The following is a 26,928-nucleotide window of genomic DNA, read 5'->3' on the forward strand; positions in this document are numbered from 1 at the left end:
GACGGTAGCGGTCCGGTTAGGGCCGCCCGAGTGTGGCCCGTTCGGGTGGCGACCGGCGGGAATGACAGACTGGGCGCATGGGATTGCGAGGTGGTGGGCGCGGCATCGCCGACGGCCCGGTGCTGGTGCTCGGCGGACGCAGCGAGATCGGCCTCGAGGTGGCGCGGCGGCTCGCGCCGGGACGGGTCGTGGTGCTGGCCGCGCGGCCGGGCGGTTCGCTGAGCGAATCGGTCGCCGAACTGGCGGCCGCCGGGGCGGCGGCCGTGCACACGGTGGAATTCGACGCCGACGACACCGCGTCGCATCCGGCGTTGTTCGACAAGCTCGACGCCGAATACGGCGGGTTCGGCGTCGCGGTGCTCGCCTTCGGGATACTCGGGGAGCAGGCTCGCGCCGAACAGGATCCGGCGCACGCGCTGGCGGTGGTGCACACCGACTACGTCGCCCAGATCAGTGTCCTGACCACTCTGGCGACCCTCATGCGCGCCCGCCGTGGCGGGCACATCGTGGTCTTCGGCTCGGTGGCGGGTGTGCGGGTGCGCCGCGCGAACTACGTCTACGGGTCGGCCAAGGCCGGGTTGGACGGCTTCGCCACCGGGCTCGCCGACGCCCTGCACGGCAGCGGCGTCCATCTGCTGCTCATGCGTCCCGGATTCGTGATCGGCCGGATGACCGAGGGGATGGAACCGGCGCCGCTGTCGAGTACGCCCGCCCAGGTCGCCGACGCGGTGGTGCGCGGTCTGCGCACGTGCGCGGGCGTGGTCTGGGTACCGTGGCTGTTCCGGCCGATCTACGCCGCCGTGCGGTTCGCCCCGCGGTGGTTGTGGCGGCGGATGCCGCGGTGACGGGTTCGGCATCGTGGTCGGGCCCGCCGATCGCGGTGGTGGGGATCGGCGCGGATGGCTGGGACGGACTCGCACCCGCCGCCGCCGCCGAGATCGCCTCCCGCGCGGTGATCTTCGGGTCGCGCCGCCAGCTCGACCTGCTCCCCGCCGAGGTGGCGGGCCGCCGCGAGTGCTGGCCGTCGCCGCTGCTGCCCGCGCTGCCGGAGCTGTTCGCACGCGAGTCGGGATCGCGGATCGCGGTGCTGGCCAGCGGCGATCCCATGTTCTACGGCATCGGCGTCACCCTGGCGCGCCTGTTCGGCGCGGACGCTCTGCGGGTGTTGCCGCAACCGTCTTCGGCCTCGCTGGCCTGCGCGCGGCTCGGCTGGCCGCTGGCGGAGACGCCGGTGGTGAGCGCGGTGGGCAGACCGGTCGCGGCCGTGCTGCCCGAACTGTCGGACCGCCGCAGGCTCCTCGTGCTCGCCCCGGACGAGACCGGCCCGGCGGCGATCGCGGCGCTGTTGCGCGACAACGGTTTCGGCGATTCCACCATCACCGTGCTGGAACAGCTTGGTGGTCCGCGGGAGCGGATCGTGTACGGACGCGCGCGGGACTGGCGTCGAGAGCCGGGTGATCCGCTCACCATCGTGGCGCTCGACTGCGTGGCCGATGCCGGTGCGATGCGGCTGACCCGGCTGCCCGGTCTGCCCGATGAGAGTTACGGTGGCGACGGACAGCTCACCAAGGCCGAGGTCCGCGCGCTCACCCTCGCCGCGCTCGCGCCCGCGCCCGGTGAACTGCTCTGGGATATCGGCGGTGGTTCGGGCACGATAGCCATCGAATGGTGCCGTACCCATCCCGCCTGCCGGGCGGTGAGTTTCGAACGCCTCGACGCGCGACGGCGGCAGATCGCCGCGAATGCCGCCGCGCTTGGGGTGCCGCAGGTCGTCGTGCGGGGCTCGGTGCCGGAGGATTTGGCCGGGCTGCCCCGCGAATCGACCTCGCCCGACGCGATTTTCGTCGGCGGCGGCCTTACCGTCGATGGCCTGATCGAGACATGCTGGTCTCATATGCGCCACGGCGCGCGTCTGGTGGCGAATGCGGTGACCGCGGAATCGGAGGCGATGCTGCTGGAATCGGCGCGGACACACGGCGGTGCGCTGCGCAGATTCCAGATCTATCGGGGCGAACCGTTGGGCGGCTTCACAACCTGGCGGCCGCACCTGCCCGTTACGCAGTGGGTGGTGCGGAAATGAACCCGGTCCTGACCGGCCGTCGCGGTCTCGAGGAGGGTGATTCCGCCGGAAGGGCGCGGTAGGGTCGGTGGCCGAGATCCGTATCGACGGATCTGTGGTTCCTATTGGGGAGTTCGATGAAGTACAAGAAGTTCGCCGCCACCGCTCTGATGGCGGTCGCCGCCACCGGTATCGCCGCCGGTACCGCCGGTGCGGCTCCGACCGTGCCCGCGCCTGCCGTGCAGAACCAGGCCGCCCCCGCCGTCCAGGGCACGGATCAGGGCGTCAACTACGCGGTGCAGTTGGTCGACAAGTCGATCGTCGCGGCCGTCACCGGCGGCGCGTTCAGCCTCGACTCCGATGGCAAGTCCGTGTCGGTCAAGAACGCCGACGGGCAGCTCGTCACCTCGATTCCGTTGCAGGCGCGGGTCGGCGACCAGCTGATCGCCATCGCCGCCACCATCGATCCGTCGGCCCGGCAGTTGACCCTGACCCCCGCCGCCACCCCCACCGCCGACGCGGTGGCGGCCCACGCGCAGGCCATCTCCTCGCAGGAGTGGTTCTTCGCCGAGTTGCAGCGCGCCTCGCTCGGCGCGGTCATCGGCGGGATCATCGGGTTCTTCTTCTTCGGCATCGGTCTGCCGGTGGGCGCGCTGATCGGCCTGCTCATCGCGGGCGGCCCGAACCTGATCAACGCCGGTATCGCCTACTTCAGCGGCCAGCCCTGAGAATTCTGATCCTGGGCGGCACCCGCGAAGCGCGGGATCTGGCCCGACTGACCTCCGGCGAGCGGGGATTCGACATCGTCTCCTCGCTCGCCGGTCGTGTCCGCGATCCCGTACTGCCCGCCGGGCAGGTGCGCGTCGGCGGTTTCGGCGGTGTCGACGGGCTCGTGAACTGGTTGGCGGCCAACGATGTCGCCGCCGTCGTCGACGCCACTCATCCCTTCGCCGCGACCATGAGTACCCACGCCGCCGTGGCCGCCGCCGCGCGCGGTATTCCGCTGTTGCGGCTCTTGCGGCCCGCTTGGACCCAGCGGGCCGGCGACAGCTGGACTCGGGTGCCCGACCTCGAGGGCGCCGCTCGGGTCCTGCCCGCCCTCGGCGCACGGGTCTTCCTCACCATCGGCCGCCAGGGCGTCGGCGCCTTCGCCGATCTGGACCGGCAGTGGTTCCTGATCCGATCGATCGAGCCGCCCGACCCGCCGCTGCCGTCGCATCACGAATTGCTGCTCGCCCGAGGGCCTTTCAGCGTCGACGCGGAACTGCTGGTGATGTCGCGGCATCGTGTCGACGTGCTGGTGACCAAGGACAGCGGTGGCGAGGCGACCGAGGCCAAGATCGTCGCCGCCCGGATCGCGGGCGTGCCGGTCCTCGTGGTCGACCGGCCCGCGCCGCCGCCCGGTGTGACGGCGGTCGCGTCGACGGCCGAAGCCATGCGGTGGTTGCGCGCTCAGCGCGACAGCAGGCCGGGCAGCCGGTCGAACCAGGCCAGAACCGCGCGTTCGTAACCGATCCCGAATTCCAGCGTCGCGCGCTGGTGTGGGGGCAGTGCCTCGCAGTCCTCGGATTCGTAGCCCGCGAGGCGGTGGCGGTGGATTTCCCGGTTGGCGGCGATGATGCGGTCGAGGTGATCGGGGTCGAGGTGGTCGCCGAAGGACAGGGTGAGCAGTAGCGGGACCCGGATGGTCTCACCGCCGGGATCGCGGGCGATCCATTCGGCGAAGGTCTCGCGTCCGGCGTCGGTGATGCGGTACGGGGTGCGGTCGCGCGCGCCCGCCTGCCCCTTCTCCACCAAGCCCGCGGCGTCCATGGCGGCGAGTTCCCGGTAGACCTGGCTCTGCGTGATGGTCCAGAAGTCGCCGATGCGTTCCTGGGCCAGGTTCACCAGATCCCAGCCGGACATATCCCCTTCGTGTAGGAAGCCGAGCAGGGAAGCGGCCGTGGAATTCAACGGCTTGCTGCGCTGCTCCGGCAGTGTTCCGTGTGCCGTATTCTCACGTTCCATAGTGGAATATTAGCGGATCGGTCCGCGAGACGACTGTACCCTCAGCGCGTGTACCGCCGCGAGGTGTAGACGCGGACGCCGTGGGCGGTGTCGATCGCGGCGGTGGTGGACGCGCCGACGATGAGCAAAGTGCGCATATCGACCTCGGCCGGGTCGAGATCGGCCAGCCGGACCACGCACACCGATTCGGTCGGGCCGCCGACATCACGTCCGATCACCACCGGGGTATCCGGTTTGCGGTGGTCGAGCAGCAGATCGCGCATGGCCCCCACCTGCCAGGTGCGCTGCGAGGAGGCCGGATTGTAGATCGCGATGGCCATATCGGCCGCCGCCACCGCGGCGAGTCGCCCCGCCACGACATCCCACGGCTTGAGCCGGTCCGACAGCGAGATCACCGCGTAGTCGTGCCCGAGCGGTGCGCCGACCCGGCTCGCCACCGCGTTGGCTGCGGTCATCCCGGGTAGCACCCGCACCGGCACCTCGCGCCAGGCCGGCTGCGCGGCCTCCTCCAGTACGGCCGCGGCCATGGCGAACACGCCCGGATCCCCGGAGGAGACCACCGCGACCTTGGCTCCGCGCGCGGCGAGATCCAGCGCCATGGTCGCCCGCTCGGATTCGACCCTGTTGTCGCTGGCGTGCCGCCGCTGCCCCGGCCGCGTAGGAACCCGGTCGATATAAGTGGTGTAGCCGACCAGATCGGTGGCCTCCGCGAGGGCGCGGCGCACCTCCGGGGTGGTCCAATCCGACTGTCCCGGACCGAGTCCCACCACGACAACCTCGCCGACGGCGGTCCGTGCCTCGGCGGTTCGGGATTCGGCGCGGTCGGACAGCGGCAGCGGCGTGGTCGGCGCCGGACCGGGGACGAGTGTGATGGCGAAGTAGGGTACCCGCGCGTCGTCGACGTCGGCGGCCCGCGATACCCGCTGCCGGGTGGTGCTCGCGCGCTCGACGTAGTAGGCGTCCTCGAGCCGTCCGGCGTCGGCGAGCGCGCGCCGCACGGTGGGATAGGTGCGGCCGAGTTTCATGATCGCCGCGGCCTCGGTGTCGCGCAGTCGCCGGGTCAGTTCCTCGGCGGGCATCGTGCCGGGCAGCACGGTCAGCACCTGCTCACCCTCGACCAGCGGGGTGCCCAGTGCGGCGGAGGCGGCGCTGACCGAGGTGACGCCGGGAATGATCTCGGCTTCGAACCGGTCCGCGAGCCTGCGGTGCATGTGCATGTAGGAGCTGTAGAACAGCGGGTCGCCCGCGGCCAGCAGGGCCACCGACCGCCCGGCGGCCAGATGCTCGGCCAGCCTGGCCGCCGACTCCTCGTAGAACTCCTCGATCGCGCCCTGATAGCCGCCGGGGTGGTCGGTGCTCTCCGTGGTCACCGGATAGATCAGATGTTCCTCGAGTTGGCCCGCGCGCATATAGGGCGCGGCGATGCCGCGCGAGATGCTGCGGCCGTGGCGCGCGCTGTGGAAGGCGATCACGTCGGCGGCCTCGATGACCCTGGCGGCCTTGACCGTCACCAACTCCGGGTCGCCCGGCCCGAGTCCGACGCCCCACAGTTTGCCGGGATTCACGCCGTCGGTCATTCCGCTTCGCTCGCGATCGCGTTCAGCGCCGAGGCGGTGATGGCGCTGCCGCCCCGCCTGCCGCGCACCGTCAGATAGTCCACGCCGGCGTAACCGATCAGCGCGTCCTTGGATTCGGCCGCACCGATGAAGCCGACCGGGATGCCCAGAATCGCGGCCGGGCGCGGGGCGCCCGCGTCGAGCATGTCCAGCAGGTGGAACAGCGCCGTCGGGGCATTGCCGATGGCGACCACCGCGCCGCCGAGGCGGTCGCGCCACAGTTCCAGCGCCGCCGCCGACCGCGTCGTGCCCGCCGCCGCGGCCAATTCCGGCACGCGGGGGTCGGCGAGCGTGCAGAGCACCTCGTTGTCCGACGGCAGACGTGTGCGGGTCACCCCGGCGGCGACCATGTTCGCGTCGCACAGGATCGGCGCGCCCGCGCGCAGCGCGGCGCGGGCGGCGGCGACCACGCCGGGGGAGTAGGCGATATCGCCCGCCAGGTCGACCTGTCCGCAGCCGTGGATCATGCGCACCACGACGCGCGAGACATCCTCGGGGAACCGATCGAGATCGGCCTCGGCGCGGATCGTGGCGAACGAACGCCGGTAGATCTCGGCGCCGTCGGTGAGGTAACTGGCACGCACGTCGGACATGCCGACCACACTAAGAGCGCACCGCCGCCCGGTGACGGCCGGGGCGGGCGGATCAGGTGCGCGGACGTTCCAGGATGCGCGACATGACAATGGAACTGCGGGTGCGCCCGACCGCGGCGTTGTCGCGGATGCGCTCCACCGTCGACTCGATTTCGGCCATGTCGGTGGCCATCACGTGCACCAGGGCGTCGGCCTCGCCCGCGATGGTCCACACACCGACGACCTGCGGAATCGGCTCGAGACTTCGACGAAGTTCGGCCGGGCTGATGTTGTCGCGGTAGTAGACCTCCACGTACGCCTCGGTACGCCAGCCCAGGGCGGCGGGATTGACCAGTGCGGTGAATCCGGTGATCTGCCCGCCCGCGACCATGCGGTCCACCCGACGCTTGACCGCGGGTGCGGACAGCCCGACCGAGGCGCCGATCTCCTGGAACGAGGCGCGCGCCGATCGCAGCAGATGGCCGAGGATGCGGCGATCGATGTCGTCCACGTCACTGTCTCCCGTCTGCGCACAACAATTCGTCGGACTATTCGCCGATTACGCAACGAATCGGTATTTCTGGCGCAATGGTAGGTCACTTACCGTCGTGTCAGGGGAGCAAGCCGTGCCGACATCGGGAGATTCCAGTGACCTCTGTAGCCACCGTTTCCGCATCCGAATCCACCGCTCGGCGCTCGACCCCGCGACGGTTCGTGATGTGCCGTCCCGACCATTTCGACGTCAGCTATTCGATCAATCCCTGGATGAACCCCGGGGCGCCGGTGGATCGCGCTCTGGCCCTGGCCCAATGGGAGAACCTGCGCGCCTGCTTCGAATATCACGGTCACGCGGTCGATCTCGTGCCCGGTCTGCCCGGACTGCCCGATATGGTGTTCGCCGCCAACGGCGGCGTGGTGATCGGCTCGCGGGCCATGTCCGCCCGCTTCACCCATGCCGAACGCGCCGCCGAGGGCCCCGCCTACCACGCCTGGTTCGCCGGGCGCGGATTCGCCGATCTGGTCGCCGCCGGTGAGGTCAACGAGGGCGAGGGCGATTTCCTTCGGGTCGGCTCGCGCATTCTGGCCGCCACCGGCTTCCGCAGCTCTCCGGCCGCGCACCGGGAGGTCGAGTTGTTCTTCGGGTTGCCCGTCGTGTCGCTGCGCCTGGTCGACCCGTGCTTCTACCACCTCGACACCGCGCTCATGGCGCTCGACGATCACACCATCGCCTACTACCCGTCCGCCTTCGACGCCGACAGCAGGGCGATCCTGGCGGCGCTCTATCCCGACGCCGTCCTCGCCTCGGCGGAGGACGCCCTTGTCCTCGGCCTCAACGGCGTATCCGACGGTTACAACGTCTTCCTCGCCGACCGCGCACACGCCCTCGCCGCCGCCCTGCTGGAGCGCGGCTACAACCCGGTCGGCCTCGACCTGTCGGAACTGCTGAAAGCGGGCGGCGGCGTCAAATGCTGCACCCTCGAATTACACTGAGCCATCAGTGGTTTCCCGGATACCGATACCGCGTTCAGTCGATTCGGTATCCGTCCGGGGTCGCGGTGACATCGGTGACCTCGCCGCGCGGTCGACCGCAGTGCCGGTCACAGCCCGACCAGTGCTGGCGTCCGCCCACCACGACCTCGTGGGAGGGCACCGGTTGGGTCGGGTGCGCGGGACCGGACTCGCGCGGTACCCGGCCGGATTCGACGGCGGCGGTGACGTCGGCCCGGACGTCGGTCCGGGATTTGGCGCATCCGGGCTGTCCCGCGCAGGCGCTCACCCGCAGCCAGGGGGAGTCGACGTCGAAGATCAGGCCCATCGGAGCGAGGACGCGCACGACCTGTTCGGCCGACCATTCGTCCAGGTCGGTGACGATCAGACCGCGCCACGGGGTGATGATGACCGGGCGTTCGACGGCGGCGACGAATTCGGCGGTACGGGCGGGGAGAGTGCCGAGGCGCACGCCCGCGCCGAGGGCGACCAGGCCGTCGTCCTGGGGCAGCCAGCCGATCGGCATGCCGTGGTGCGGCGGGAAGTCCAGGGATTCGGCCGTCGGGGTCAGGCCGACCAGTTCGACGACGCGGGAAGCGCCGTCGACGACGTCGTGCAGCCGCCACTGGCCCGCGTCCAGGTCAAGGAAACCGGCCGCGGCGGCGAGTACCGTGTCGACGGCGGCGGCGCCGTCGACACGGACACCGGTATCGCGCCCCGCCAGGATCAGCGCGAATTCGTCGGCGGTGACCGCGTGCAGCCCGATATCGCCGGACAGTGGGCTGATATCGCCGCGGCCGTCGTCCAGCGTGAACAGCACCCGACCGGGCAACTGGGCCAAACGCGGCAGCGCGCGCAGGCCCTCGTCGAGTGCGGGGACCAGCGGGCGCACGTCGGCACGTCCGCCGATCCGGCCGGACAGCGGCGAGGCCACGATATTGCGGACCCGCTCGTGGCTGCGGCTCGGGAGCAGACCCGCGGCGGCGAGCCGATCGCTCGCGGCGGCCGCGTCGCTCACCCGCCGCAGTTGCAGATTGCCGCGCGAGGTCAGTTCGATGGCGCCGTCGGCGAGTTCGGTGGCGATCTCGGCGAGATCGGCGAGGCGGCGCGGGGTCAGCGTTCCGCCGGGGAGCCGGATACGGGCCAGCGGGCCGTCGGCCGCCTGATGCAGCCGCAGCACGCCGGGACAGGAATCGGGAACACGTCGGGTCATGACCTGACAAGCCTACGGCGCGCCCGGTGACGTGCCGCGTGGGCTAGCCCGCGGTCTGCTCTTCGGGTTCGGGCGCGGCTTCGGCGGGTGCCGCCGCGTCGGACTCCTCGACGCGTCTGCGACCCGGCGCCCACACCGCGATGCCGACGGCTCCGATCAGGGTCAGACAGCCGAGGGCGATGGCCGAGCGATGCATACCGTGCACGAACGCGGCCCGCGCGAATTCGATGAGCGGCTTGGCCATCGGACCCGCGCGCTCGGCGACCTGCAAGGCCGCCGCCAGCGAGTCGCCGACCGGACCGCGCGCCTGTTCGGGCAGGCGCGGCAGCGCGGGTGCGATGCGCTCGCTGTAGCCCGCGGCGAGCACACTGCCGCCGATGGCGATGCCGATGGCCGCGCCCACCTCGCGGGCGGCGTCGTTCACGGCCGCGGCGACACCGTGGTCGGCCACCGGCGTGCCCGCGATGATCGCGGCGGTCGCGGGCGATGTGCACAGTCCCACACCGAAACTCATGACCAGCAGCGGCCACAGGATGTCGATGTAGGAGGCGTCGACATCGACGCCCGCGAACGCGATGAGCGCCGCGCCGATCATGACCAGTCCACCCACCGCGGGCCGGCGCAGTCCGAAACGCTGCGAGAGCCAAGGGGCAACCGTCGACACGCTGATCATGGGGACCATCATGGGCGCCATCGCCAGTGCCGAGATCAGCGGACGGTATCCCGAGATCAGCTGGAAGTACTGCACGATCAGCATGAACATGCCGAATCCGACCAGGAACTGCAATGCCACGATCGCGGTGCCGCTGCCGAAGCCGCGGTCGCGGAACAGGCGCACGTCCAGCATCGGATGAGGCACCCGCAGTTCGGTGGCGACGAATGCGATCGCGCAGACCGGCGCGAGCGCGGTCGCGGCGAGCACCACCGGATCGAGCCAGCCGCGCGCGGGTATCTCGATGGCCGCGACGACGATGGCGCCGATCGTGAGAGCGCCGGTCAGCGCGCCGAAGGGATCGAAGGCGTGCCGCGCGCGGTCGCGGGATTCGGGCACGGTGAACGCCGCGATCGAGAGCGCCGCGCCCGCACCGGTCATGCCGACGAAGACCGACGGCCAGGACCAGAACTCCAGCAGGATGCCGGATCCGAGGATACCGAGGATGGCGCCCGCGCCCGCGACGCCCGCCCACAGCCCGATCGCGCCGTTGCGCCGCTCGGGCGGAAAGCTCGTCGTGACCAGCGACAGGGTGGACGGCATCACCAGTGCCGCGCCGACACCCGCGAGACCGCGCGCGGCGATCATCCAGGTCGGGCTGTCGAGCAGGAGCGGCAGCGCCGAGGCCAGCGAGAAGACGATGAGGCCGATGACGAGCGCGGCGCGCCGCCCGAAGCGATCGCCGAGGGCGCCCGCGGGCAGCACCAGACAGGCCAGCGCGAGGGTGTATCCGTCCACGATCCAGGTCAATTCGGCCTGGCTGGCCCCGATGTCGACCGCGATCTGCGGCAGCGTCGTGTAGAGCGCGGCCATCGAGGCGATGACCAGCGTCACCGCCAGGCAGGACAGGATCAGCAGCCAGCGATGTGCGACGGAAAGGCCGCCGCGTCGATTGACATCCATCGGGTCTCCGAAACTCTCGGTATCGCTCCGCTACTATCTGTAGCATAAGTGGACGGCAGGTAGATAGGGAGGCGGTATCGGTGACGTACGGTTTCGACGACGCGAATGACGCCGCGGATATCGACCCGCGACGCGTCCGCTCGAGGAATCGGCTACTCGACGCGGCTACCGCGCTGTTGAAGTCCGGTGGGCTCGAGGCGGTCACCGTCGAAGGCGTGACCAGACTCTCCAAGGTCGCGAAGACGACGCTCTACCGCCATTTCGACAACGCCATGCAGCTGCGGGCCGCCGCCATCGAGCGGCTGCTGCCCCCCGTCATCGAGACGCCGCCCGCCGGGCCGCTGCGCGATCGCCTCATCGTGCTGCTCGAACGGCAGGCCGAGGCCATACACGACGCGCCGTTGCAGGTCTCGACCCTGGCCTGGCTGGCGACCGGCGCGGACCGCGACGACGGCACCCCAGAACTGACCTCGCTGAGCCGCCGTCTGATCGACCAGTACCGGGTGCCGTTCGACAAGGTGCTCGCCACACCCGAGGCCCGCGCGCAGCTCGGCGACTTCGACATGACCTTCGCGCTCTCACAACTCGTCGGCCCCCTGGTCTTCGTCAAACTCCTCGGACTCGGCGCGCCGACGCGCGACCAGTGCGTCCGCATCGTCGACGACTTTCTCGCCGCCCGCGCCACCGCGCGATCGACCTTCGACGCACCGCGCGGGCACCCGAATCCACTGGAATTCCCCGCCGGGTAGCATGCGTGTGCTCGGCGGACGACGAGGAAACCGGTGGAATTCCGGTGCGGTCGCGCCACTGTGAACAGCCAGACCCTCTCCGGCGAGCACCACACCCGATGGGCGCGTCACCCGAGGAAGGTCACCTGTGATCCTGCTGCTGTCCACGTCCGACACCGATCTGTTGAGCGCGCGCGCCGCAGGCGCCGACTACCGGTTGGGCAATCCGGCTCGGCTGCTGGTCGAGGATCTGCCCGCGCTGCTCGACGGCGCGGATCTGGTGATCGTGCGCATTCTCGGCGGCAAGCGGGCCTGGGAGGAGGGGCTCGAGGCGCTGCGCGCGCACGGCGTACCGCTGGTGGCTCTCGGCGGTGAGATCGCCCCCGACGCCGAACTCATGCACTGTTCCACCGTGCCGGTCGGCGTGGCCGCGGACGCGCACAACTATCTCGCCGCGGGCGGCGCGGACAATCTGCGCCAACTGCACAACTTCCTGTCCGACACGGTGCTGCTCACCGGGCACGGCTTCGAACCGCCGGTGCAAATGCCGAGCTGGGGCGAACTCGGCCGCACCGCGCGCGCGGTGCACGAGAGCGCGCCCACGGTCGCGGTGATCTACTACCGCGCCCAGCATCTGGCGGGCAACACCGGCTACATCGATGCGCTGTGCTCGGCCATCGAGGACGCGGGCGCACGTCCGCTGCCGCTGTACTGCGCCTCGCTGCGCACCGCGGAACCCGAACTCCTGGAGACCCTCCGCCGCGCCGACGCGCTGGTGGTCACCGTGCTCGCGGCGGGCGGGGCCAGACCCGCGACCGCCGCGGCGGGCGGGGACGACGAGGCGTGGGATGTGGCCGCGCTGGCCGAACTGGACGTCCCGATCCTGCAAGGTCTGTGCCTGACCAGCGGCCGCGACCAGTGGGCGGCCAATGACGACGGTCTGTCTCCGCTCGATGTCGCCACCCAGGTCGCGGTGCCGGAATTCGACGGGCGCATCATCACGGTGCCGTTCTCGTTCAAGGAATTCGACGCCGAGGGTCTGTCCACCTACGTCCCCGACGCCGAAAGGGCCGCCCGAGTCGCCGGTATTGCCGTGCGCCACGCGCGGCTGAACCGAATTCCCGCGGCGGACAAGAAGATCGTGCTCATGCTGTCGGCCTATCCGACCAAGCACGCCCGCATCGGCAACGCGGTCGGTCTCGACACACCCGCCAGCGCGATCCGACTGCTGGCCGCGATGCGGGCGGCGGGCTACGATCTCGGCGCCGCGGACGATGTACCCGGCCTCGCCGAGGGCGACGGTGACGCCCTGATCCACGCGCTGATCGAGGCGGGCGGCCAGGACCCGGACTGGCTGAGCGCGGAACAGTTGGCGGGCAACCCGATCCGACTCGGCGCCGCCACCTATGCCGTCTGGTTCGACACCCTGCCCGAGGATCTGCGCGAGGCCGTCATCGAGGCGTGGGGCCCGCCGCCGGGGGAACTCTACGTCGACCGTCGCGGCGATCCGGCGGGCGAGATCGTCATCGCCGCATTGCGTTTCGGCAATATCGTGCTGATGGTACAGCCGCCGCGCGGATTCGGCGAGAATCCGGTGGCGATCTACCACGATCCGAACCTGCCGCCCAGCCACCATTACCTGGCCGCCTACCGTTGGCTCGGCGCGCCGCCGGAGTCCGGCGGATTCGGCGCGGACGCCGTGGTGCATCTCGGCAAACACGGCAACCTGGAATGGCTGCCGGGCAAGACGCTCGGCATGTCCGCCTCCTGCGGCACCGACGCCGCCCTCGGCGATCTGCCGCTGATCTATCCGTTCCTGGTCAACGATCCGGGTGAGGGCACGCAGGCCAAACGCCGCGCGCACGCCACGCTGGTCGACCATCTCATTCCGCCGATGGCGCGCGCCGAGAGCTACGGCGACATCTCGCGACTCGAGCAGCTGCTCGACGAGCACGCCAATATCTCCGCACTCGATCCGGCCAAACTGCCCGCGATCCGCCAGCAGATCTGGACCCTCATGCGCGCGGCGGAGATGGACCGCGATCTGGGATTGACCGAGCGTCCCGACGAGGAGACCTTCGACGACATGCTGCTGCACGTCGACGGCTGGCTGTGCGAGATCAAGGACGTGCAGATCCGCGACGGTCTGCACGTGCTCGGCGCCGCGCCGACGGGGCAGACCGAGGTCGATCTCGTGCTCGCGATGTTGCGCGCGCGTCAGCTGTGGGGCGGCGAACGCAATGTCCCCGGTCTGCGCGAGGCGCTCGGCCTCGACGAATCCGGTTCGGCGGCACGCGGCCACGTCGACGCGGTGGAGGCCACGGCGCGCCGGTTGGTGGCCGCGTTGCAGGCCGCGGACTGGTCGGCGGACGCGGTCGACGCGGTGGTCGACGCGCACGCCGCCTCCATCGCCGACGCGGCCGACGCGGCCGAGGCGACGCCGCGGCTCGATGCCGTGCGCACGGTGCTTCGCTTCGCCGCGGCCGAGGTGGCGCCGCGCCTGCGCGGCACCCAGATAGAGATCGATCGGGTGCTGCACGCGCTGAACGGCGGCTTCATTCCGGCCGGTCCCAGCGGGTCGCCGCTGCGCGGTCTGATCAATGTGCTGCCCACCGGGCGCAACTTCTACTCCGTCGACCCCAAGGCGGTGCCGTCGCGTCTGGCGTGGGAAACCGGTCAGGCCATGGCGGATTCGCTGGTGCGGCGCTACCGCGCCGACCACGGCGACTATCCACGCTCGGTGGGCCTGTCGGTGTGGGGCACCTCCGCCATGCGCACCTCGGGCGACGATATCGCCGAGGTGCTGGCGCTGCTGGGCGTGCGGCCGGTCTGGGACGAGGCGAGCCGCCGCGTCACCGCCCTCGAGGTGATCCCGCTCGCGGAACTGGGGCGCCCTCGCATCGACGTCACGGTCCGCATCAGCGGATTCTTCCGCGACGCCTTCCCCCATGTGCTGGCGCTGCTCGACGACGCGGTCCGTATGGTCGCCGTGCTCGAGGAGCCCGCGGAGTCGAATTACATACGCGCGCATGTCGATTCGGATATAGCGGACCACGGGGACCACCGTCGCGCGACCACGAGGATCTTCGGCTCCAAGCCGGGCACCTACGGCGCGGGTCTGTTGCAGTTGATCGACGCCAAGAGTTGGCGCACCGACGACGATCTGGCACAGGTGTACACCGCGTGGGGCGGCTTCGCCTACGGTCGCGACCTCGACGGCGCACCCGCCGCCGAGGACATGCGCGGCGCCTACCGGCGAATCGCGGTGGCGGCCAAGAACACCGACACCCGCGAACACGATATCGCCGACTCCGACGACTACTTCCAGTACCACGGCGGCATGGTCGCCACCGTACGGGCGCTGACCGGTGCGAACCCCGAGGCGTACATCGGCGACAGCACCAGGCCCGACGCGGTGCGCACCCGGACCCTGTCCGAGGAGACCTCGCGGGTGTTCCGCGCGCGGGTGGTCAATCCGCGCTGGCTGGAGGCGATGCGGCGGCACGGCTACAAGGGCGCCTTCGAGATGGCCGCCACCGTGGACTATCTGTTCGGCTACGACGCGACCACCGACGTGGTGGCCGACTGGATGTACGAGAAGCTCACCGAGAGCTACGTCTTCGACGAGGTGAACCGCAAGTTCATGGAGCAGTCGAATCCGTGGGCGCTGCACGGCATCGCCGAGCGATTGCTCGAGGCGGCCGAACGCGGGATGTGGTCCGCGCCCGAACCGCAGACCCTCGACCGGCTGCGTCAGGTGTATCTGGAGACCGAGGGCGAACTCGAATAGCCGTGGGTTCCCGGCCGTGTCGGGATGATGTTGGGGACGGGCGCATCCGGGGACAAGATCACGAATTCCGTGTCCGGGCAGATCCGCACCACCGGCTGCTCCGAATCAGTACCCGAGAGGTGGTGTGCGGGCGCGTATGGCCTGTCCGCCACGTCCGATTCTCGAGCACACGACATACAACGATTCGGCTGGATTGGACATATTACCCATGAACATCAAGAAATTGGTCGCGGCAACGATTCTCACCGTCGCGGCGACCGGTATCTCCGCGGCCACCGCCTCCGGTTCGCCCGCGGCCGCCGGCGGGGTGTCCGGCGCCGACCAGGGCGTCGAATACTCGGCCTCGGTGGCGCCGGACCGCTCGTCGGCCACCGTGACCTTGGCCTCGGGCCGGTTCGTCGTGGCGCCGGACGACACGATCTCCGTCGTCGCCCCGGACGGCGCGGTCGTCGCGACCGTCCCGACCAGCATGCGCACCATCACCGGTCAGCAGGTGCAGGTGGCGCCGGAGGTCGACCCCTCGGCCACCACGCTGACCCTCACCCCGGTCTCCACCGCCGTCCAGCCTGAGTTCATCGGCGATGCGGGCACCACCGTCGCGGGCGTACTCATCGGCTGTGGCCTCGGCTTCCTCGTCGGACTCGTCTTCCTGGTCGTCGGTGTCATTCCGGGGTGCGTCATCGGCGGCCTCATCGGCGGTGTCGCGGGCGCCAACCAGTGACTCGGCGGCAATCGGTGAGATCACGGCGCGGCTGAGTTCCCGCGTTCGACGACTGTCTCCGGCATCGCGGTGCGGATATCGTGCTGCCGGGATGGTCGCGATATCACGGACGGTCGAACGAATCGAACCGGGAGGTGCGCGGGTCGGGTCCGCACCTCCTCACGTCGCCGCCGAAGGCGCGGGGACGCGCACGGACGCACTCGCGTCGGCCGCTCGCGGAGCGCGGGCGTCGCCGTCGCGCGATTCCTGGACGGCGCGCGACGCACCGTGACGCAGTCGGAGCAACGACCAGACGGTCGCGTATATCAGTAGCCCGTTGCGCAGGACGAGAACCACGACCCCGGGCAGGGCCCCGGTGGCGACGCGGTCGTAGACGAACGGGAATTCGATCTGGGTCGTCAATGCCGCCGCCAGGACCAGCGTCACCACGGGGCGCTGGGTGGTTCGCGGATCGAGGGCGCAGACGGCGGCCACCGCGACGGCCCACACCAGATATTGCGGGCTGAGCACCCGGCTTGTCACGGTGGCAAGCAGCACCGCGCACAGCGCCAGATCCACCACCGCCGGGCGCAGTCGCCACCGGGCGACCAGCAGCAGCGCGCCACCGGCGAGGGTGGCGACGACACAGCAGGCGGCCACCGCGGAGACCGCGGGACCGACGATCTCGTCCGCGCCGTAGCGGTGCACGATCGACCAGTCACCGCCCGCCAGCCGGGCCACCAACAGCGGTGTGGCGGCGGGGGATTCGATCTGCAAACCGCGCTCGGACTGGAAGCGCAGCAGCGACCATCCGCCCGGCCCGAGCGCCGACAGGCCCGCCGCCGCCGCGACACCGGCGCAGACCGCCGCCGCACCCGCCGATCGCAGTGTGCGCCCGCGCGCCCCGAGGAGCACGAGCACCGGCCACAGCTTCAGCAGCACGCCCGCCGCGACGGCCGCCCCGGCCGCCCGCGGTCGTCGTGACAGCCACAGCAGTGCGGCCGCCGCGGCGCAGGCCACGACGAGATCGAAACGGCCGTAACAGATTCGGCCGAGCAGGGCGACGCCGAGCACCCACACCCACGGCCCGGTGCGCGCCGCGACGCCGCCGTCGCGCCGCGCGGCGCGGATCAGCAGACCCAGCGCCGCCGCGTCCGCGGCCGCGATCAGCGCGAAGAACAGCCAGTTGTAGCCGTTGCCGCCGCCGAGTACCCACGGCAGCGCCAGCAGTGCGCCCGCGCCGGGCGGATACTGCCAGCGCTCGTCGTGCAGTGGGAAGGTGTGCCGGGTCACGATGATCTCGGCCCATTCCCGGTAGAGGGTCAGATCCGCGGCCGAGGCGTCCCACACGCTGTGCGGCAGCGCGGTGACCCCGGTGAACACCACCATCAGCACCCGGGTGAGCACCCATACCGACCACAGCCCGCGCACCCACGACATACCCGACACAACGGGGCAGCCTACGTGGCGCGGCCCGTCGGCGTATCTCTCGATGGGCGGGTCGGTGATCGCGTGTCCAGCGAAGGCGGCGCCGAGCGAAGTACGCGCGTGGCAGACTGCTGCACAGTGGGTTTCGCTCGCCACGGTGTGGGCATTCCGGTCGAGAAGGTCTCCCGGTTGCGGGGTGACGGGGAGGTGCGGTCCTGGACACGCTGTGGAATTTCGTCCTCACACGGCGACATCAGTTGCTGATCGACTCGTATCTGCACGTGTCCGCGGTGGTGCAGTCGCTGGTCGTGGCGACCGCGATCGCGGTGCTGGTCGGCATCGCCGTGTATCGCAGTCCGCTCGGGTCGTCGGCGGCCACGGCGGCGGCGAGCGCCGTGCTCACGGTTCCCTCCTTCGCGCTGCTGGGTCTGCTGATCCCGCTGCTCGGACTCGGTGTCGGGCCGACCGTGGTCGCGCTGGTGATCTACGCGCTGCTGCCGATCCTGCGCAACACCATCCTCGGTCTCGCCTCGGTGGACCCGGCGGTGACGGATGCGGCCCGCGGTGTCGGCATGAACCGGCTGCGGGTGCTCGCCGCCGTCGAACTGCCGCTGGCCTGGCCGTCGATCCTGGCGGGGATGCGGATCAGCACCCAGATGACCATGGGAATACTCGCGCTCGCCGCCTACGCCAAGGGGCCCGGCCTCGGCAACCTCATCTTCTCGGGTCTGTCGCGGCTCGGCAGTCCGAACGCGGTGCCCCAGGCGCTCACCGGAACCGTGCTCATCATCGCGCTCGCCCTGGCGCTCGACGGCGTCCTTGTGCTCGTCGGCCGTCTGACCACCCCGAGGGGAATCCGTGACCGGAACTGATATCGCCGCCGAGATCGTGCTCGACGACGTCACCAAACACTATCCGCGTCAACCGCTTCCGGCGGTCGACCGGGTGTCGCTGACGATCCCGGCGGGCGAGATCGTCGTGCTGGTCGGTCGATCCGGCTGCGGTAAGACCACGACCATGCGGATGATCAACCGGCTCATCGAGCCGACCTCGGGCACGATCACCATCGGCGGTCAGGATGTCACCGCCATGGACCCGGACCGGTTGCGCCGCGGCGTCGGCTATTCCATCCAGCAGGCCGGGCTGTTCCCCCACATGACCGTCGCCAAGAACATCGCCACCGTGCCCGCGTTGCTCGGCTGGGATCGGCGGCGCGTCTCGGCACGCGTGGACGCCATGCTCGACCTCGTCGGACTCGAGCCCGGCATCTATCGCGGCCGCTATCCGCGCGAACTGTCGGGCGGTCAGCAGCAGCGGGTCGGGGTGGCGCGGGCGCTGGCCGCCGATCCGCCGGTACTGCTCATGGATGAGCCCTTCGGTGCGCTCGACCCGATCACCCGCGGCGCCCTCCAGGACGAATTGCTGCGCCTGCAAAGCGAATTGGGTAAGACCATCGTCTTCGTCACGCACGATTTCGCCGAGGCGGTGAAACTCGGCGACCGGATCGCGGTGCTGGGCGAGCGCTCACGCATCCTCCAATACGACACGCCCGCCGCCATTCTGGCCGGACCCGCCGACGAGACGGTCGCCGGATTCGTCGGCGCCGACGCCTCGCTCAAACAGCTCACCCTGACCCGGATCGAGGACATCGGGCTCGACGAGTGCCCGACCGCACGGGAATCCGATTCGGTCGACACGGCGCGCGCCGCGGTCGGGGACCGGTCGACGGTGATGGTCCTCGACGACCGCCGCCGCCCGCTGCGCCGGGTCGCCGCCGAACTTCTCACCGGCGCTGCGTCATTGGGCGAACTCGGTGTTCCCGTCGGCGCCACGGTGTCGGTGCGCTCGACTCTGCAGGAGGCATTGGAGGCGCTGCTGGCCGAGGAGTCCGCCACCGCCGTCGTCACCGCCGAGAACGGCGAATTCGCGGGTATGGTCACGATCGAGACGCTGGTCGGCCACCTGTCCGCGCAGCGCGCCGCGGCCGCCGAACGCGCGGAGGCGACACGGTGACCGCGGCCGTATCGGACGGCCCGGCCGTCGCGGCCCGGCGCGACACCGCGCGCCGGGCGGAATTCCTCCGGCTGCTGGTCCAGCCGCTACTGGTGGCGGTGTCGACCGTCGGCGTGCTCACCTGGGCGCTGAACCGTGATCTGACCGCCACGCAGCGGGCGAGCTTGAACGCGGGCTCGATCGCGACCGCGACCTGGCAGCACGTCCTCATCACCGCGACCGTGGTCGGCATCGTGGTCGCGGTCGCCGTGCCGCTCGGCACCCTGCTGACCCGACCCGGATACCGCCGTCTCGCCCCGATCTTCGTCGGTATCGCCAATGTCGGGGCCGCCGCGCCCGCCATCGGCCTGATCGTGCTGTTCTACCTGGTGACCCGGACGACCGGATTCTGGATCGGCGTCGCGCCCATCGCCTTTTACTCGCTGCTCCCGGTGCTGCGCAATACGATTCTCGGCTACCAGCAGGTCGATCCGGTGCTGGTCGACGCCGGACGCGGGCAGGGCATGTCGGCGGTCACGGTGCTGCGCCGCATCGAGTTCCCCCTCGCCGTACCCTATGTCCTCGCGGGCCTGCGCACCTCGCTGGTGTTGGCCGTCGGCACCGCGACACTGTCGTTCCTGGTGAGCGCGGGCGGCCTCGGCATACTCATCGACACCGGCTACAAACTGCGCGATACCCCGACACTCGTGGTGGGCGCGGTGCTCGCGGTCGCCCTCGCCCTGCTCGTGGACTGGCTCGGCGCCCTGGCCGAACAGTTCCTCGGACCGCGGGGGCTGCGGTGAGGGCGGTGCGGGCGCTGGCCGCGCTGCTCGGACTCGCCCTGCTCGCCGCCTGCGGCCTGGAATCCGGCGGTGCGGTGCCGCTGCGAGTCGGGCCGGGGACCATCACGGCCGTTCCGGAACTCGACGGTGTCACGATCACGGTGGGCTCCAAGGATTTCAGCGAGCAGAACATCCTCGGCTATCTCATCGAATTCGCGATGGTCGCCGCGGGCGCCGAGGTGCGCGATCTGACCAATATCCAGGGGTCCAACAGCCTGCGCGACGCCCAACTGCACGGCCAGATCGATCTCGCCTACGACTACACCGGCACCGGGTGGATCAACTACCTCGGCAACGAGACCCCGGTGCCGGACGAACTGGGCCAATTCGAGGCGGTGCGCGACGCCGACCGGGCCGCGCACGGCATGCTGTGGACGGCCATGGCCCCGATGAACAACACCTACGCCATCGCCACCAGTCGCCGGGTGTCGGAGGAGTTGGGCGTGCGCACGCTGTCGGACTACGCGCGACTGGTCGCCGCGGACCCCGGCGCGGCGACGATGTGCGTCGGCACCGAATTCAATGTCCGCCGCGACGGCTATCCGGGCATGGCGCGCCGGTACGGTATCGACGCGGGCGCCGCGCGCAGGCAGATCATGCAGGACCCGGTGGTGTACCAGGCCACCGCGGATGCCAGGCAGTGCCGCTTCGGCTCGGTCGCCGCCACCGACGGCCGCATTCCCGCGCTCGATCTGGTGCTCCTGCGCGACGATCTCGGATTCTTCCCCAAATACAATGCGGCGCTGGTGCTTCGCGCGGATTTCGCCGAGGCCCATCCGTGCATCGCCGAGATCATGACGCCGATCTCACGGCTGCTGACCAACGAGGCGATCACCGAATTGAACCGTCAGGTCGACGTGGAGGGCCGGGAACCTGCGGAGGTCGCCCGCGATTGGATGGTCGCGCGGGGGTTCGTGACCGTGGACTGAATCGCACTCAGGGCCCGTGATGTGCGGATTCCGCACTCTCGGAACGGAATTCGCCGCATTGGCGTCTCGCGCGGCGAGACCGCCGAGCGTGCGGACCAGGGCGAAGTCGAAGGTGAGTTCGGAGCGGCCTTCGCTCTCGGCCGCGTCGATGACGCCGAGGAGGCGTCCAGCGCCGCCACGTCCGCGGGCGCGTGGATCAGACCGATTCGACCTGGTCACGCTCGTGCGGCAGTGCTCGGCGTGGTCGCGCCGCTCGAGGTGCCGGATGCGGGCGAGGCCGAGCGGGCGGAGGCGCTCCGAGGCCGATGTTTGACCCGCGCGGGCGCGGTAATACCTGCGACGAGGTGTTATGAGCGACGACGTCGGCAAGAGTTGGCGAGACGACGGAACCTTCCGTCGGGCGGCGACCTATGTCCTCACCGTGCTGGCTGTGGCCGCCATCGTCGCCGCGGTGGCCTTCACCTGGGTGGGCCGCCGCGAGGCGTGCGCCGACGCGGAGGTGGTGCTCTGCGATGCCACCGCGCAGGTCGCGGTGGTCCTGATGCCGGCGCTGGTGCTGTTGTTCGGTGGCATCGGCGCGTTCGTCCGCACCTATCGCGTGTGGCGCGACGGCGGCAGTTGGCCGATCTGGCAGGGGGCGGGCTGGTTCCTGTTCGTGCTGATGACGGTGTACCTCGCCATCGGCGGCGGGGTGGGCGCGAGCTGATTCACGCGGGATCGACGTGCACCGGCACGTCGTCGTCCCACGGCTGTCGGGTGACCATGTCGGCGACGTACACCGTGCCGCGTTCGAATTCGCCGCCGGTGACACGCCGGTGGTGGCCGGGCGCGCGGAAGTACTCGACGCGGCGGGGACCGAGCGGGTGCGCTCGGTGATCGGGCACAAGTACCGCGTCGCGGGGAGATTGCTCATCTGGGCGCACCGCATGGTCGAGGGCGCGGACGGATCGGTGGGGCCGGCGATCGGCGCGCGCTGATCACGGTGCGGCTCAGGCGGATTCGGCCAGCCCCGCCGAGCGCCAGGTGTCGGCGAGTTCCTGGAGCGGCAGGTCGAGCGCCTGACTCAGCGCCACCACGGTGCCGAAGGCGGGGGAGGGCAGGCGACCGGTCTCGATCTTGCGCAGGGTTTCCGGGGAGATGCCCGCCGCGGCGGCGACCTCGGCGAGGTCGCGATCGGCGCGGGCCGTGCGCAGACGGTGGCCGACACGGCGACCGGCCTCGATCTGGGCGGGCGTGAGCGGCAGACGAACCATGCGGTCAGGATACGAGTGGTATTTAAATACCGCAAGCCGCTATGCTCGGTATTAAAATACCGACGGAGGACTCATGGTGGAGCTGAAATCGCCCGGCGAGATCGAACGCATGCGGGTGACCGGACAATTCGTCGCACGGGTACTCGACGAACTGCGGACCCGCGCGCAGGTGGGGGTGAATCTGCTCGACCTGGAGGCGCACGTGCGCCGCCGCATCGCCGAACGCGGCGCGCGGTCCTGCTACTGGGACTACTCACCATCCTTCGGGCGCGGCCCGTTCCGTAATACCGTCTGCCTGTCGGTGAACGACGCGGTGCTGCACGGCCTCCCGTTCGACTACGCGCTGCGCGAGGGCGACGTGCTCAGCATGGATCTCGCCGTCGACATCGACGGATGGGTCGCCGACTCCGCCACCACGGTCATCGTGGGCGCCGCCGACGACGAGGACCTGCGACTGGTGCGCGCCACCGAGGCGGCACTGGCCGCGGCCATCGCGGTCGCGCTGCCCGGCAACCGGATCGGTGACATCTCCGCGGCCATCGCCGGGGTCGCGCGAGCAAACGGTTACCCGGTGAACACCGAATTCGGCGGTCACGGACTCGGTCGCACCATGCACGAGGATCCGCACGTGCCCAACACCGGCAGACCGGGCCGGGGGTATCTGCTGCGCCCCGGCCTGACCCTCGCGATCGAGCCGTGGTTCGCGCGCACCACCGACGAGATATACACCGACGCGGACGGCTGGACCATCCGCTCGGCCGACGGGTCGCGCACCGCGCACTCCGAGCACACGATCGCGGTTACCGCCGACGGCCCGCGCGTGCTCACCCTCGCGGCGTGATCTCCGCGCTCAGCCACTGTTCGAGCTCGAAACCCGCGCGCAGTTCCCGCTCGACCTCGGCGCGCCCGGCCGCGTCGAGATCGAGTGCGGCCACGCGCTCACGATAGTCTCGCGCGGCCACGAGATCGTCCGCGGCGACGGCCAATTCGGCGAGCATCGCCAGCGCGCGCCCGCGTTCGGCGGGGCTCGCGGTGAGCGCGTGGCGGGCGAGACCGACTTCGAGAACGCGGGCGGCGGCCTTGTCGTCGGTCTTGAAATCGCGCAGGATGCGCGCGTTGTCGATGACTCGGGCCAGATCCGTCAGCTCCGCGGCGCCACCGTATTCCAGCTCCTCGTGCTCGTCGCGGCGGATGAAGATGAGGGTGTTGCCGTCGGGATCGACGAGGCTGAATCGGGTCTGTCCCGGACGGAATCGGGTGATGCGCGGGTGGCCCTTGGCGGGGACGCGGCCGAATCGCGCGCGCAGTGCCGCGCTGAAGTCGGCGTGTGTCGCGGCCACGTCGTCAACCATCACCAGGCATCCGGCGTGCTCGAATCCGTCGGGTAGCGACGCGGGTGCGCCGACGAAGTGGATCGGGCACCCGTTGCGCTCGAAGGCGAGGTAGACGTAGGGCTTGGTCTGTTCGTGGGTGACGGTGTATCCGAGGGTTCGGTAGAAGTCGAGCGTCGCAGACGGCGCGGCGGTCCAGAGGATGGGAACGGGCGAGTCGCCCATGGAAATCCCTTCGTCACATGCTAGTCAAATTTGATTACTCCAGGTTAGGGCCAGGACAGGGAAAGGGTCAAGGCTCGGTACGATGTCGACGTGTCCGCCGTGCGCCTGCTCGTACTCGGTGTGATCCGCAGGCGCGGGTCCGCGCACGGATACGCCGTGCGCGCCGAACTGCTGTCCTGGCGGGCCGAGACCTGGACCAATGTCAAACCCGGCTCGATCTACCACGCGCTCAGACAATTGCGCGCCGAGGGCAAACTCAGTGACGAGGGCGCCGAGAGCAGCGACAAGGGTCCGGGACGCACCCTGTTCGCCCTCACACCGGCGGGTGAGACGGAGTTCCGTGACCTCATGGACGCCGCGCTGGTGAGCATCGACATGGAGGAACTCGGCGCGGGTATCGCCTTCATGGACGCGCTGCCCCGCGCGCACGTCATCGAGAAATTGCGCGAACAGCGCCGCAACAGCGTCTCGGTCCGCGACGAACTGATCGCCATGGTGCCCGACTTCCCGGGCCGCTACGACCAGCCGCACGCCACCGACCTGCTCGAACTCTGGAGCGGTGTCTTCGACAATCTCGCGGCCTGGACCGGACGGGTGCTCGCGCGCCTCGAGGCGGGCGAATACCGCATGGCGGACCAGCGCGGCCCCGCTGCCCCGCCACCGCGGCCGGGTTAGGCTGCGGCACATGACCAATACGCTCGGTCCCGTGGGTGACGCGGACTACGTACTCCTCACCACCTTCCGCAAGGACGGCACCCCGGTCTCCACACCGCTGTGGGCGGTCGCCGAGAACGGCAAGCTCTACGTCTGGACCGTCACCGACAGTTGGAAGGTCAAACGCGTGCGCCGCAATCCCGCGGTCACCGTGCAGCCCTGCGACGTGCGCGGCAACCCGCGCGGCGAGGCGATCGACGCCACCGCGGTGATCATGGATGCCGCCGGTACCGAACATGTGCGGAAACTGTTGCGGCGCAAGTACTTCCTCATGGGTCCGCTGGTGATCACCGGCAGCAACCTGCGCCGCGGCAAGGCGGGCACGATCGGCATCGAGATCACCCCGGCGGTCGGAGGGCCCGCGGCGTGACCCGGCGCGCCGCGCAATTCGCAAGTCGGGAAGCACGATTCGGGGGAGTGTGGCGCGCGGGCCGCACCGGCTCCGATATTCTCGTCGCGCACCGGGGTAGTCCACGGCGGACCTCATGTTTCGACCCTGCCCCGGGGGAGGGAACGTGATGTCGGTACCGACGCGACAACCGAATACCGCTCGCCCCTATCCGATCGCACCGGAGCCCGCGCGCGGGCCGGAGCGCGGATACTCCGCCAACGGGTGGGTGCCGGTCATCTTCGCCGGTGTCGCGGCCGCCTTCGCGATCGCGATCGCCGGGGTGATCGCCGGACTCGTGGTGGTCAACATCCGGGAATCGGCCCCGCGCCCGGCCAAGGCCGCACCGGCCGCCGCCGCGGCCACGGTGCCCGCCGCGGCGACGCCTGCCACCGTGCCCGAGCCGGTCCAGCGCACCACGGTCGCCGCGCCCGTCGACAATCTCGACCCGGTGGCCGTGCAGCGCGGAGTGGTTCGGGTGCTGGGCGAGTCCTACGGACTCGATGACGTGCGCGAGGTGAAATGCCCAGGTGCGCAACCGGTCGAGATCGGCACCGTATTCGACTGCACCGCGCGCGTGGACGGCGTGCGGCGCAGCGTCACGGTGACGGTCACCGATCGCGACGGCACCTACGAGGTGGGCAAGCCGCACTGAGGCGGCTCGCACCGCCTCGCGTGACGGCTACGTCGCCCGGCTCACCGAGGACATGTGGAAGTCGGGAATACGCAACGGCGGCATGGCCGTCCTGGTGAACCAGTCCTTCCACTCGCGCGGCAGCGTGATCTCGGTGGCGCCGGCGTCGGTCGCGCGGCGCAGCAGGTCCAGCGGACTCTCGTTGAACCGGAAATTGTTCACCGCCCCGACCACCGTGCCGTCCTCGACCAGGTACACGCCGTCGCGTGTCAGTCCCGTGAGCAGCAGGGTGGCCGGATCCACCTCGCGGATGTACCACAGCGTGGTGAGCAGCAGCCCGCGCTCGGTGCGCGCGATCATCTCCGCCAACGTGGCCTCGGAACCGCCGGTGAGCAGCAAATTCTCTCCCGGCACCGTCGCCGTGGCGCCGTATTCGGCCGCGGTGGCGCGCGGATAGATCAGTGATTGGATCGCGCCGTCGCGCAGCCAGTCCACCCGTTCGGCGGACATGCCGTTGTCGAAGACCGACACCGTCTCGGATGAGGCGCGGGTGGCGACGAACGGCTGATATTCCAGTCCGCGCGCCGCGGGATCGGAGTAGAGGGTCAGCGGAATATCGGTCAGCCGCTCGCCGACGCGGGTGCCGCCCGCCCGCGCGAAGGCCGTGTGGCCCTCGTGCGCCCCGCGACCCTCCATGGACCAGGCCAGGTAGATCATCATGTCGGCGACGGTCGATGGCGGCATGAGCGTCTCGTACCGCCCTGCGGGCAATTCGATCTTCTTGTCCGCCCAGTCCAGTCGCCGCGACAGATCGGTGAGCAAGGCCGCGACATCGACATCGGCGAAGTCGACGGTGCCGACGCCGACCCAGGCGCTGGCCAGATCGGCGCCTTCGCCACGCTTTCCATTGATCTCCACCGAACCGGTCGGCTGCGCGTAGCGGCGGCGCAGACCGGTGGAGGTGCCGAGCCAGGTGGTGACGAGCCGGTGTTCGGCGAAGCCGTAGAGTCGGTCCGCGCCGTCGAAACCCGCGGCTAGATCCCGGGCCGCGGCGGTGAAGACCTCGATGCCGGTGCGCTCGGGTTCGGCGGTCCAATCCGCGGCTTCGGTGGGTGAGTCCAGCAGCGGCATGGCGTCCTTGGCGGGTTCGCCGTCGCGCGCCGCGGCCTCGCTCGCCCGCACCACCGACTCGATATCGGCCGGATCGACGCTGGTCGACCCGACACTGCCGACCCGCGCCGAATGCGGGCCGTCACGGAAGATCGACACCACGCTCCAGTCGCGGAACACCGTCGACCCGTTGGTTGTCATGGAATTGCCCGCCCAGCGCAGCGTCGCCTCCGAACCGTCGGAGACGATGACCATCGCCTCGTCGGCCTTCGACAGCGCCAGCGCCCGTTCGAC

27 protein-coding genes and 1 pseudogene are annotated in these 26,928 nt (G+C 70.3%); 17 read left to right on the top strand and 11 right to left on the bottom strand.

The features are described from left to right. The first annotated feature begins 77 nt into the window (after positions 1-77). The 4 genes from APZ21_RS10825 (at position 78) to APZ21_RS10840 (ending at position 3,569) form a co-directional block, all read left to right on the top strand. A complete protein-coding gene (locus APZ21_RS10825; protein WP_054813121.1) occupies positions 78-845 on the top strand; it encodes a decaprenylphospho-beta-D-erythro-pentofuranosid-2-ulose 2-reductase in 768 nt (255 codons plus the stop codon). Continuing rightward, on the top strand, positions 842-2,080 hold the full coding sequence (locus APZ21_RS10830) for a bifunctional cobalt-precorrin-7 (C(5))-methyltransferase/cobalt-precorrin-6B (C(15))-methyltransferase (protein WP_054813199.1): 1,239 nt from the start codon (positions 842-844) through the stop codon (positions 2,078-2,080). Before APZ21_RS10825 ends, APZ21_RS10830 begins: the two co-directional genes overlap by 4 nt. A 116-nt stretch (positions 2,081-2,196) precedes the next feature. After that, positions 2,197-2,787, top strand: a complete 591-nt coding sequence (locus tag APZ21_RS10835; RefSeq protein ID WP_054813122.1) for a DUF8020 domain-containing protein — start codon at positions 2,197-2,199, stop codon at positions 2,785-2,787. Further along, positions 2,784-3,569 (top strand): cobalt-precorrin-6A reductase, encoded by a 786-nt coding sequence (locus APZ21_RS10840; protein WP_054813200.1) that lies wholly within the window; start codon positions 2,784-2,786, stop codon positions 3,567-3,569. Before APZ21_RS10835 ends, APZ21_RS10840 begins: the two co-directional genes overlap by 4 nt. Here APZ21_RS10840 and APZ21_RS10845 read toward each other — a convergent pair. From APZ21_RS10845 to APZ21_RS10860, 4 genes are read right to left on the bottom strand one after another with little or no spacing between them, the layout of a single operon-like run. Beyond that, positions 3,512-4,066, bottom strand: coding sequence for a PadR family transcriptional regulator (locus APZ21_RS10845; RefSeq protein ID WP_054813123.1), 555 nt, complete (start codon positions 4,064-4,066; stop codon positions 3,512-3,514). The genes APZ21_RS10840 and APZ21_RS10845 overlap by 58 nt on opposite strands. Positions 4,067-4,107: 41 nt before the next feature. Then, a complete protein-coding gene (locus tag APZ21_RS10850; RefSeq protein ID WP_054813124.1) occupies positions 4,108-5,643 on the bottom strand; it encodes a precorrin-2 C(20)-methyltransferase in 1,536 nt (511 codons plus the stop codon). After that, positions 5,640-6,275, bottom strand: a complete 636-nt coding sequence (locus APZ21_RS10855; protein ID WP_054813201.1) for a precorrin-8X methylmutase — start codon at positions 6,273-6,275, stop codon at positions 5,640-5,642. The genes APZ21_RS10850 and APZ21_RS10855 overlap by 4 nt, the downstream gene beginning before the upstream one ends. Positions 6,276-6,327: 52 nt before the next feature. Continuing rightward, positions 6,328-6,765 carry an Lrp/AsnC family transcriptional regulator gene (locus APZ21_RS10860; protein ID WP_054813125.1) on the bottom strand — a complete coding sequence of 146 codons (438 nt, stop codon included), beginning with the start codon at positions 6,763-6,765 and terminating at the stop codon, positions 6,328-6,330. 137 nt (positions 6,766-6,902) lie between these two features. Here APZ21_RS10860 and ddaH point away from each other — a divergent pair, with 137 nt between their 5' ends. Continuing rightward, positions 6,903-7,745: a dimethylargininase gene (ddaH, locus tag APZ21_RS10865; protein ID WP_239476576.1), complete on the top strand. Its 843-nt coding sequence runs from the start codon at positions 6,903-6,905 to the stop codon at positions 7,743-7,745. A gap of 34 nt (positions 7,746-7,779) precedes the next feature. On the opposite strand, the gene cobG is transcribed toward ddaH, so the two are convergent. Both cobG and APZ21_RS10875 read right to left on the bottom strand, forming a co-directional pair. Next, positions 7,780-8,955, bottom strand: a complete 1,176-nt coding sequence (cobG, locus tag APZ21_RS10870) for a precorrin-3B synthase (protein ID WP_054813127.1) — start codon at positions 8,953-8,955, stop codon at positions 7,780-7,782. 43 nt (positions 8,956-8,998) lie between these two features. After that, complete coding sequence (locus APZ21_RS10875; protein ID WP_054813128.1) at positions 8,999-10,570, bottom strand: MFS transporter; 1,572 nt, start codon at positions 10,568-10,570, stop codon at positions 8,999-9,001. An 80-nt stretch (positions 10,571-10,650) separates the two neighbouring features. Here APZ21_RS10875 and APZ21_RS10880 point away from each other — a divergent pair, with 80 nt between their 5' ends. From APZ21_RS10880 to APZ21_RS10890, 3 genes are all read left to right on the top strand, one after another. Further along, complete coding sequence (locus APZ21_RS10880) at positions 10,651-11,319, top strand: TetR/AcrR family transcriptional regulator (RefSeq protein ID WP_054813129.1); 669 nt, start codon at positions 10,651-10,653, stop codon at positions 11,317-11,319. A 127-nt stretch (positions 11,320-11,446) separates the two neighbouring features. Beyond that, complete coding sequence (cobN, locus tag APZ21_RS10885; RefSeq protein ID WP_054813130.1) at positions 11,447-15,088, top strand: cobaltochelatase subunit CobN; 3,642 nt, start codon at positions 11,447-11,449, stop codon at positions 15,086-15,088. A gap of 208 nt (positions 15,089-15,296) precedes the next feature. Beyond that, on the top strand, positions 15,297-15,809 hold the full coding sequence (locus APZ21_RS10890; RefSeq protein ID WP_054813131.1) for a DUF8020 domain-containing protein: 513 nt from the start codon (positions 15,297-15,299) through the stop codon (positions 15,807-15,809). A gap of 159 nt (positions 15,810-15,968) precedes the next feature. On the opposite strand, the gene APZ21_RS10895 is transcribed toward APZ21_RS10890, so the two are convergent. Further along, the gene (locus tag APZ21_RS10895) at positions 15,969-17,228 is read right to left on the bottom strand and encodes a glycosyltransferase 87 family protein (protein WP_054813132.1); all 1,260 of its coding nucleotides are present in this window, start codon (positions 17,226-17,228) and stop codon (positions 15,969-15,971) included. A gap of 203 nt (positions 17,229-17,431) precedes the next feature. Here APZ21_RS10895 and APZ21_RS10900 point away from each other — a divergent pair, with 203 nt between their 5' ends. The 5 genes from APZ21_RS10900 (at position 17,432) to APZ21_RS10920 (ending at position 21,685) form a co-directional block, all read left to right on the top strand. After that, positions 17,432-18,088, top strand: coding sequence for an ABC transporter permease (locus tag APZ21_RS10900; RefSeq protein WP_054813133.1), 657 nt, complete (start codon positions 17,432-17,434; stop codon positions 18,086-18,088). After that, positions 18,075-19,229 (top strand): ABC transporter ATP-binding protein, encoded by a 1,155-nt coding sequence (locus APZ21_RS10905; RefSeq protein WP_054813134.1) that lies wholly within the window; start codon positions 18,075-18,077, stop codon positions 19,227-19,229. Before APZ21_RS10900 ends, APZ21_RS10905 begins: the two co-directional genes overlap by 14 nt. Then, on the top strand, positions 19,226-20,011 hold the full coding sequence (locus APZ21_RS10910; RefSeq protein WP_054813135.1) for an ABC transporter permease: 786 nt from the start codon (positions 19,226-19,228) through the stop codon (positions 20,009-20,011). Before APZ21_RS10905 ends, APZ21_RS10910 begins: the two co-directional genes overlap by 4 nt. Beyond that, positions 20,008-20,979 (top strand): glycine betaine ABC transporter substrate-binding protein, encoded by a 972-nt coding sequence (locus APZ21_RS10915; RefSeq protein WP_054813136.1) that lies wholly within the window; start codon positions 20,008-20,010, stop codon positions 20,977-20,979. Before APZ21_RS10910 ends, APZ21_RS10915 begins: the two co-directional genes overlap by 4 nt. 349 nt (positions 20,980-21,328) lie before the next feature. Next, on the top strand, positions 21,329-21,685 hold the full coding sequence (locus APZ21_RS10920) for a hypothetical protein (RefSeq protein WP_054813137.1): 357 nt from the start codon (positions 21,329-21,331) through the stop codon (positions 21,683-21,685). A 1-nt stretch (position 21,686) separates the two neighbouring features. On the opposite strand, the pseudogene APZ21_RS33900 reads toward APZ21_RS10920, so the two are convergent. Beyond that, a pseudogene (locus APZ21_RS33900) lies at positions 21,687-21,779 on the bottom strand (DUF3556 domain-containing protein); the annotation flags it as partial. Between the two features lie 189 nt (positions 21,780-21,968). Beyond that, positions 21,969-22,232 carry a helix-turn-helix transcriptional regulator gene (locus APZ21_RS10930; protein ID WP_054813139.1) on the bottom strand — a complete coding sequence of 88 codons (264 nt, stop codon included), beginning with the start codon at positions 22,230-22,232 and terminating at the stop codon, positions 21,969-21,971. A 73-nt stretch (positions 22,233-22,305) separates the two neighbouring features. Between APZ21_RS10930 and map the strand changes: the two genes are divergently transcribed. Beyond that, a complete protein-coding gene (gene map / locus APZ21_RS10935) occupies positions 22,306-23,073 on the top strand; it encodes a type I methionyl aminopeptidase (RefSeq protein ID WP_054813140.1) in 768 nt (255 codons plus the stop codon). Here the strand turns inward: map and APZ21_RS10940 are convergent. Continuing rightward, the gene (locus APZ21_RS10940; protein ID WP_054813141.1) at positions 23,057-23,788 is read right to left on the bottom strand and encodes a VOC family protein; all 732 of its coding nucleotides are present in this window, start codon (positions 23,786-23,788) and stop codon (positions 23,057-23,059) included. The genes map and APZ21_RS10940 overlap by 17 nt on opposite strands. Before the next feature lie 90 nt (positions 23,789-23,878). Here APZ21_RS10940 and APZ21_RS10945 point away from each other — a divergent pair, with 90 nt between their 5' ends. The 3 genes from APZ21_RS10945 (at position 23,879) to APZ21_RS35075 (ending at position 25,545) form a co-directional block, all read left to right on the top strand. Beyond that, positions 23,879-24,463, top strand: coding sequence for a PadR family transcriptional regulator (locus APZ21_RS10945; protein ID WP_054813142.1), 585 nt, complete (start codon positions 23,879-23,881; stop codon positions 24,461-24,463). Positions 24,464-24,473: 10 nt separating this feature from the next. After that, positions 24,474-24,872, top strand: coding sequence for a PPOX class F420-dependent oxidoreductase (locus tag APZ21_RS10950; RefSeq protein ID WP_054813143.1), 399 nt, complete (start codon positions 24,474-24,476; stop codon positions 24,870-24,872). A 148-nt stretch (positions 24,873-25,020) separates the two neighbouring features. Further along, a complete protein-coding gene (locus APZ21_RS35075) occupies positions 25,021-25,545 on the top strand; it encodes a DUF4333 domain-containing protein (protein ID WP_082392994.1) in 525 nt (174 codons plus the stop codon). Positions 25,546-25,572: 27 nt separating this feature from the next. Here the strand turns inward: APZ21_RS35075 and APZ21_RS10960 are convergent, their stop codons facing one another. Continuing rightward, the gene (locus APZ21_RS10960; RefSeq protein ID WP_054813203.1) at positions 25,573-26,889 is read right to left on the bottom strand and encodes a metallopeptidase TldD-related protein; all 1,317 of its coding nucleotides are present in this window, start codon (positions 26,887-26,889) and stop codon (positions 25,573-25,575) included. Positions 26,890-26,928 lie beyond the last annotated feature (39 nt).

It is taken from the genome of Nocardia arizonensis (genome assembly GCF_001310275.1).
GTDB classification, from domain to species: domain Bacteria; phylum Actinomycetota; class Actinomycetes; order Mycobacteriales; family Mycobacteriaceae; genus Nocardia; species Nocardia arizonensis.

Excerpts from the sequence above, each read along its gene's own strand:
- APZ21_RS10890 (WP_054813131.1), top strand. The coding sequence starts at position 15,297 with ATGAACATCAAGAAATTGGTCGCGGCAACGATTCTCACCGTCGCGGCG.
- APZ21_RS10950 (WP_054813143.1), top strand. The coding sequence starts at position 24,474 with ATGACCAATACGCTCGGTCCCGTGGGTGACGCGGACTACGTACTCCTC.
- map (WP_054813140.1), top strand. The coding sequence starts at position 22,306 with ATGGTGGAGCTGAAATCGCCCGGCGAGATCGAACGCATGCGGGTGACC.
- APZ21_RS10850 (WP_054813124.1), bottom strand. The coding sequence starts at position 5,643 with ATGACCGACGGCGTGAATCCCGGCAAACTGTGGGGCGTCGGACTCGGG.
- APZ21_RS10920 (WP_054813137.1), top strand. The coding sequence starts at position 21,329 with ATGAGCGACGACGTCGGCAAGAGTTGGCGAGACGACGGAACCTTCCGT.
- APZ21_RS10875 (WP_054813128.1), bottom strand. The coding sequence starts at position 10,570 with ATGGATGTCAATCGACGCGGCGGCCTTTCCGTCGCACATCGCTGGCTG.
- APZ21_RS10825 (WP_054813121.1), top strand. The coding sequence starts at position 78 with ATGGGATTGCGAGGTGGTGGGCGCGGCATCGCCGACGGCCCGGTGCTG.
- APZ21_RS10960 (WP_054813203.1), bottom strand. The coding sequence starts at position 26,889 with ATGGTCATCGTCTCCGACGGTTCGGAGGCGACGCTGCGCTGGGCGGGC.
- APZ21_RS10835 (WP_054813122.1), top strand. The coding sequence starts at position 2,197 with ATGAAGTACAAGAAGTTCGCCGCCACCGCTCTGATGGCGGTCGCCGCC.
- APZ21_RS10930 (WP_054813139.1), bottom strand. The coding sequence starts at position 22,232 with ATGGTTCGTCTGCCGCTCACGCCCGCCCAGATCGAGGCCGGTCGCCGT.
- APZ21_RS10845 (WP_054813123.1), bottom strand. The coding sequence starts at position 4,066 with ATGGAACGTGAGAATACGGCACACGGAACACTGCCGGAGCAGCGCAGC.
- APZ21_RS10855 (WP_054813201.1), bottom strand. The coding sequence starts at position 6,275 with ATGTCCGACGTGCGTGCCAGTTACCTCACCGACGGCGCCGAGATCTAC.
- cobG (WP_054813127.1), bottom strand. The coding sequence starts at position 8,955 with ATGACCCGACGTGTTCCCGATTCCTGTCCCGGCGTGCTGCGGCTGCAT.
- APZ21_RS10940 (WP_054813141.1), bottom strand. The coding sequence starts at position 23,788 with ATGGGCGACTCGCCCGTTCCCATCCTCTGGACCGCCGCGCCGTCTGCG.
- APZ21_RS35075 (WP_082392994.1), top strand. The coding sequence starts at position 25,021 with ATGTCGGTACCGACGCGACAACCGAATACCGCTCGCCCCTATCCGATC.
- APZ21_RS10895 (WP_054813132.1), bottom strand. The coding sequence starts at position 17,228 with ATGTCGTGGGTGCGCGGGCTGTGGTCGGTATGGGTGCTCACCCGGGTG.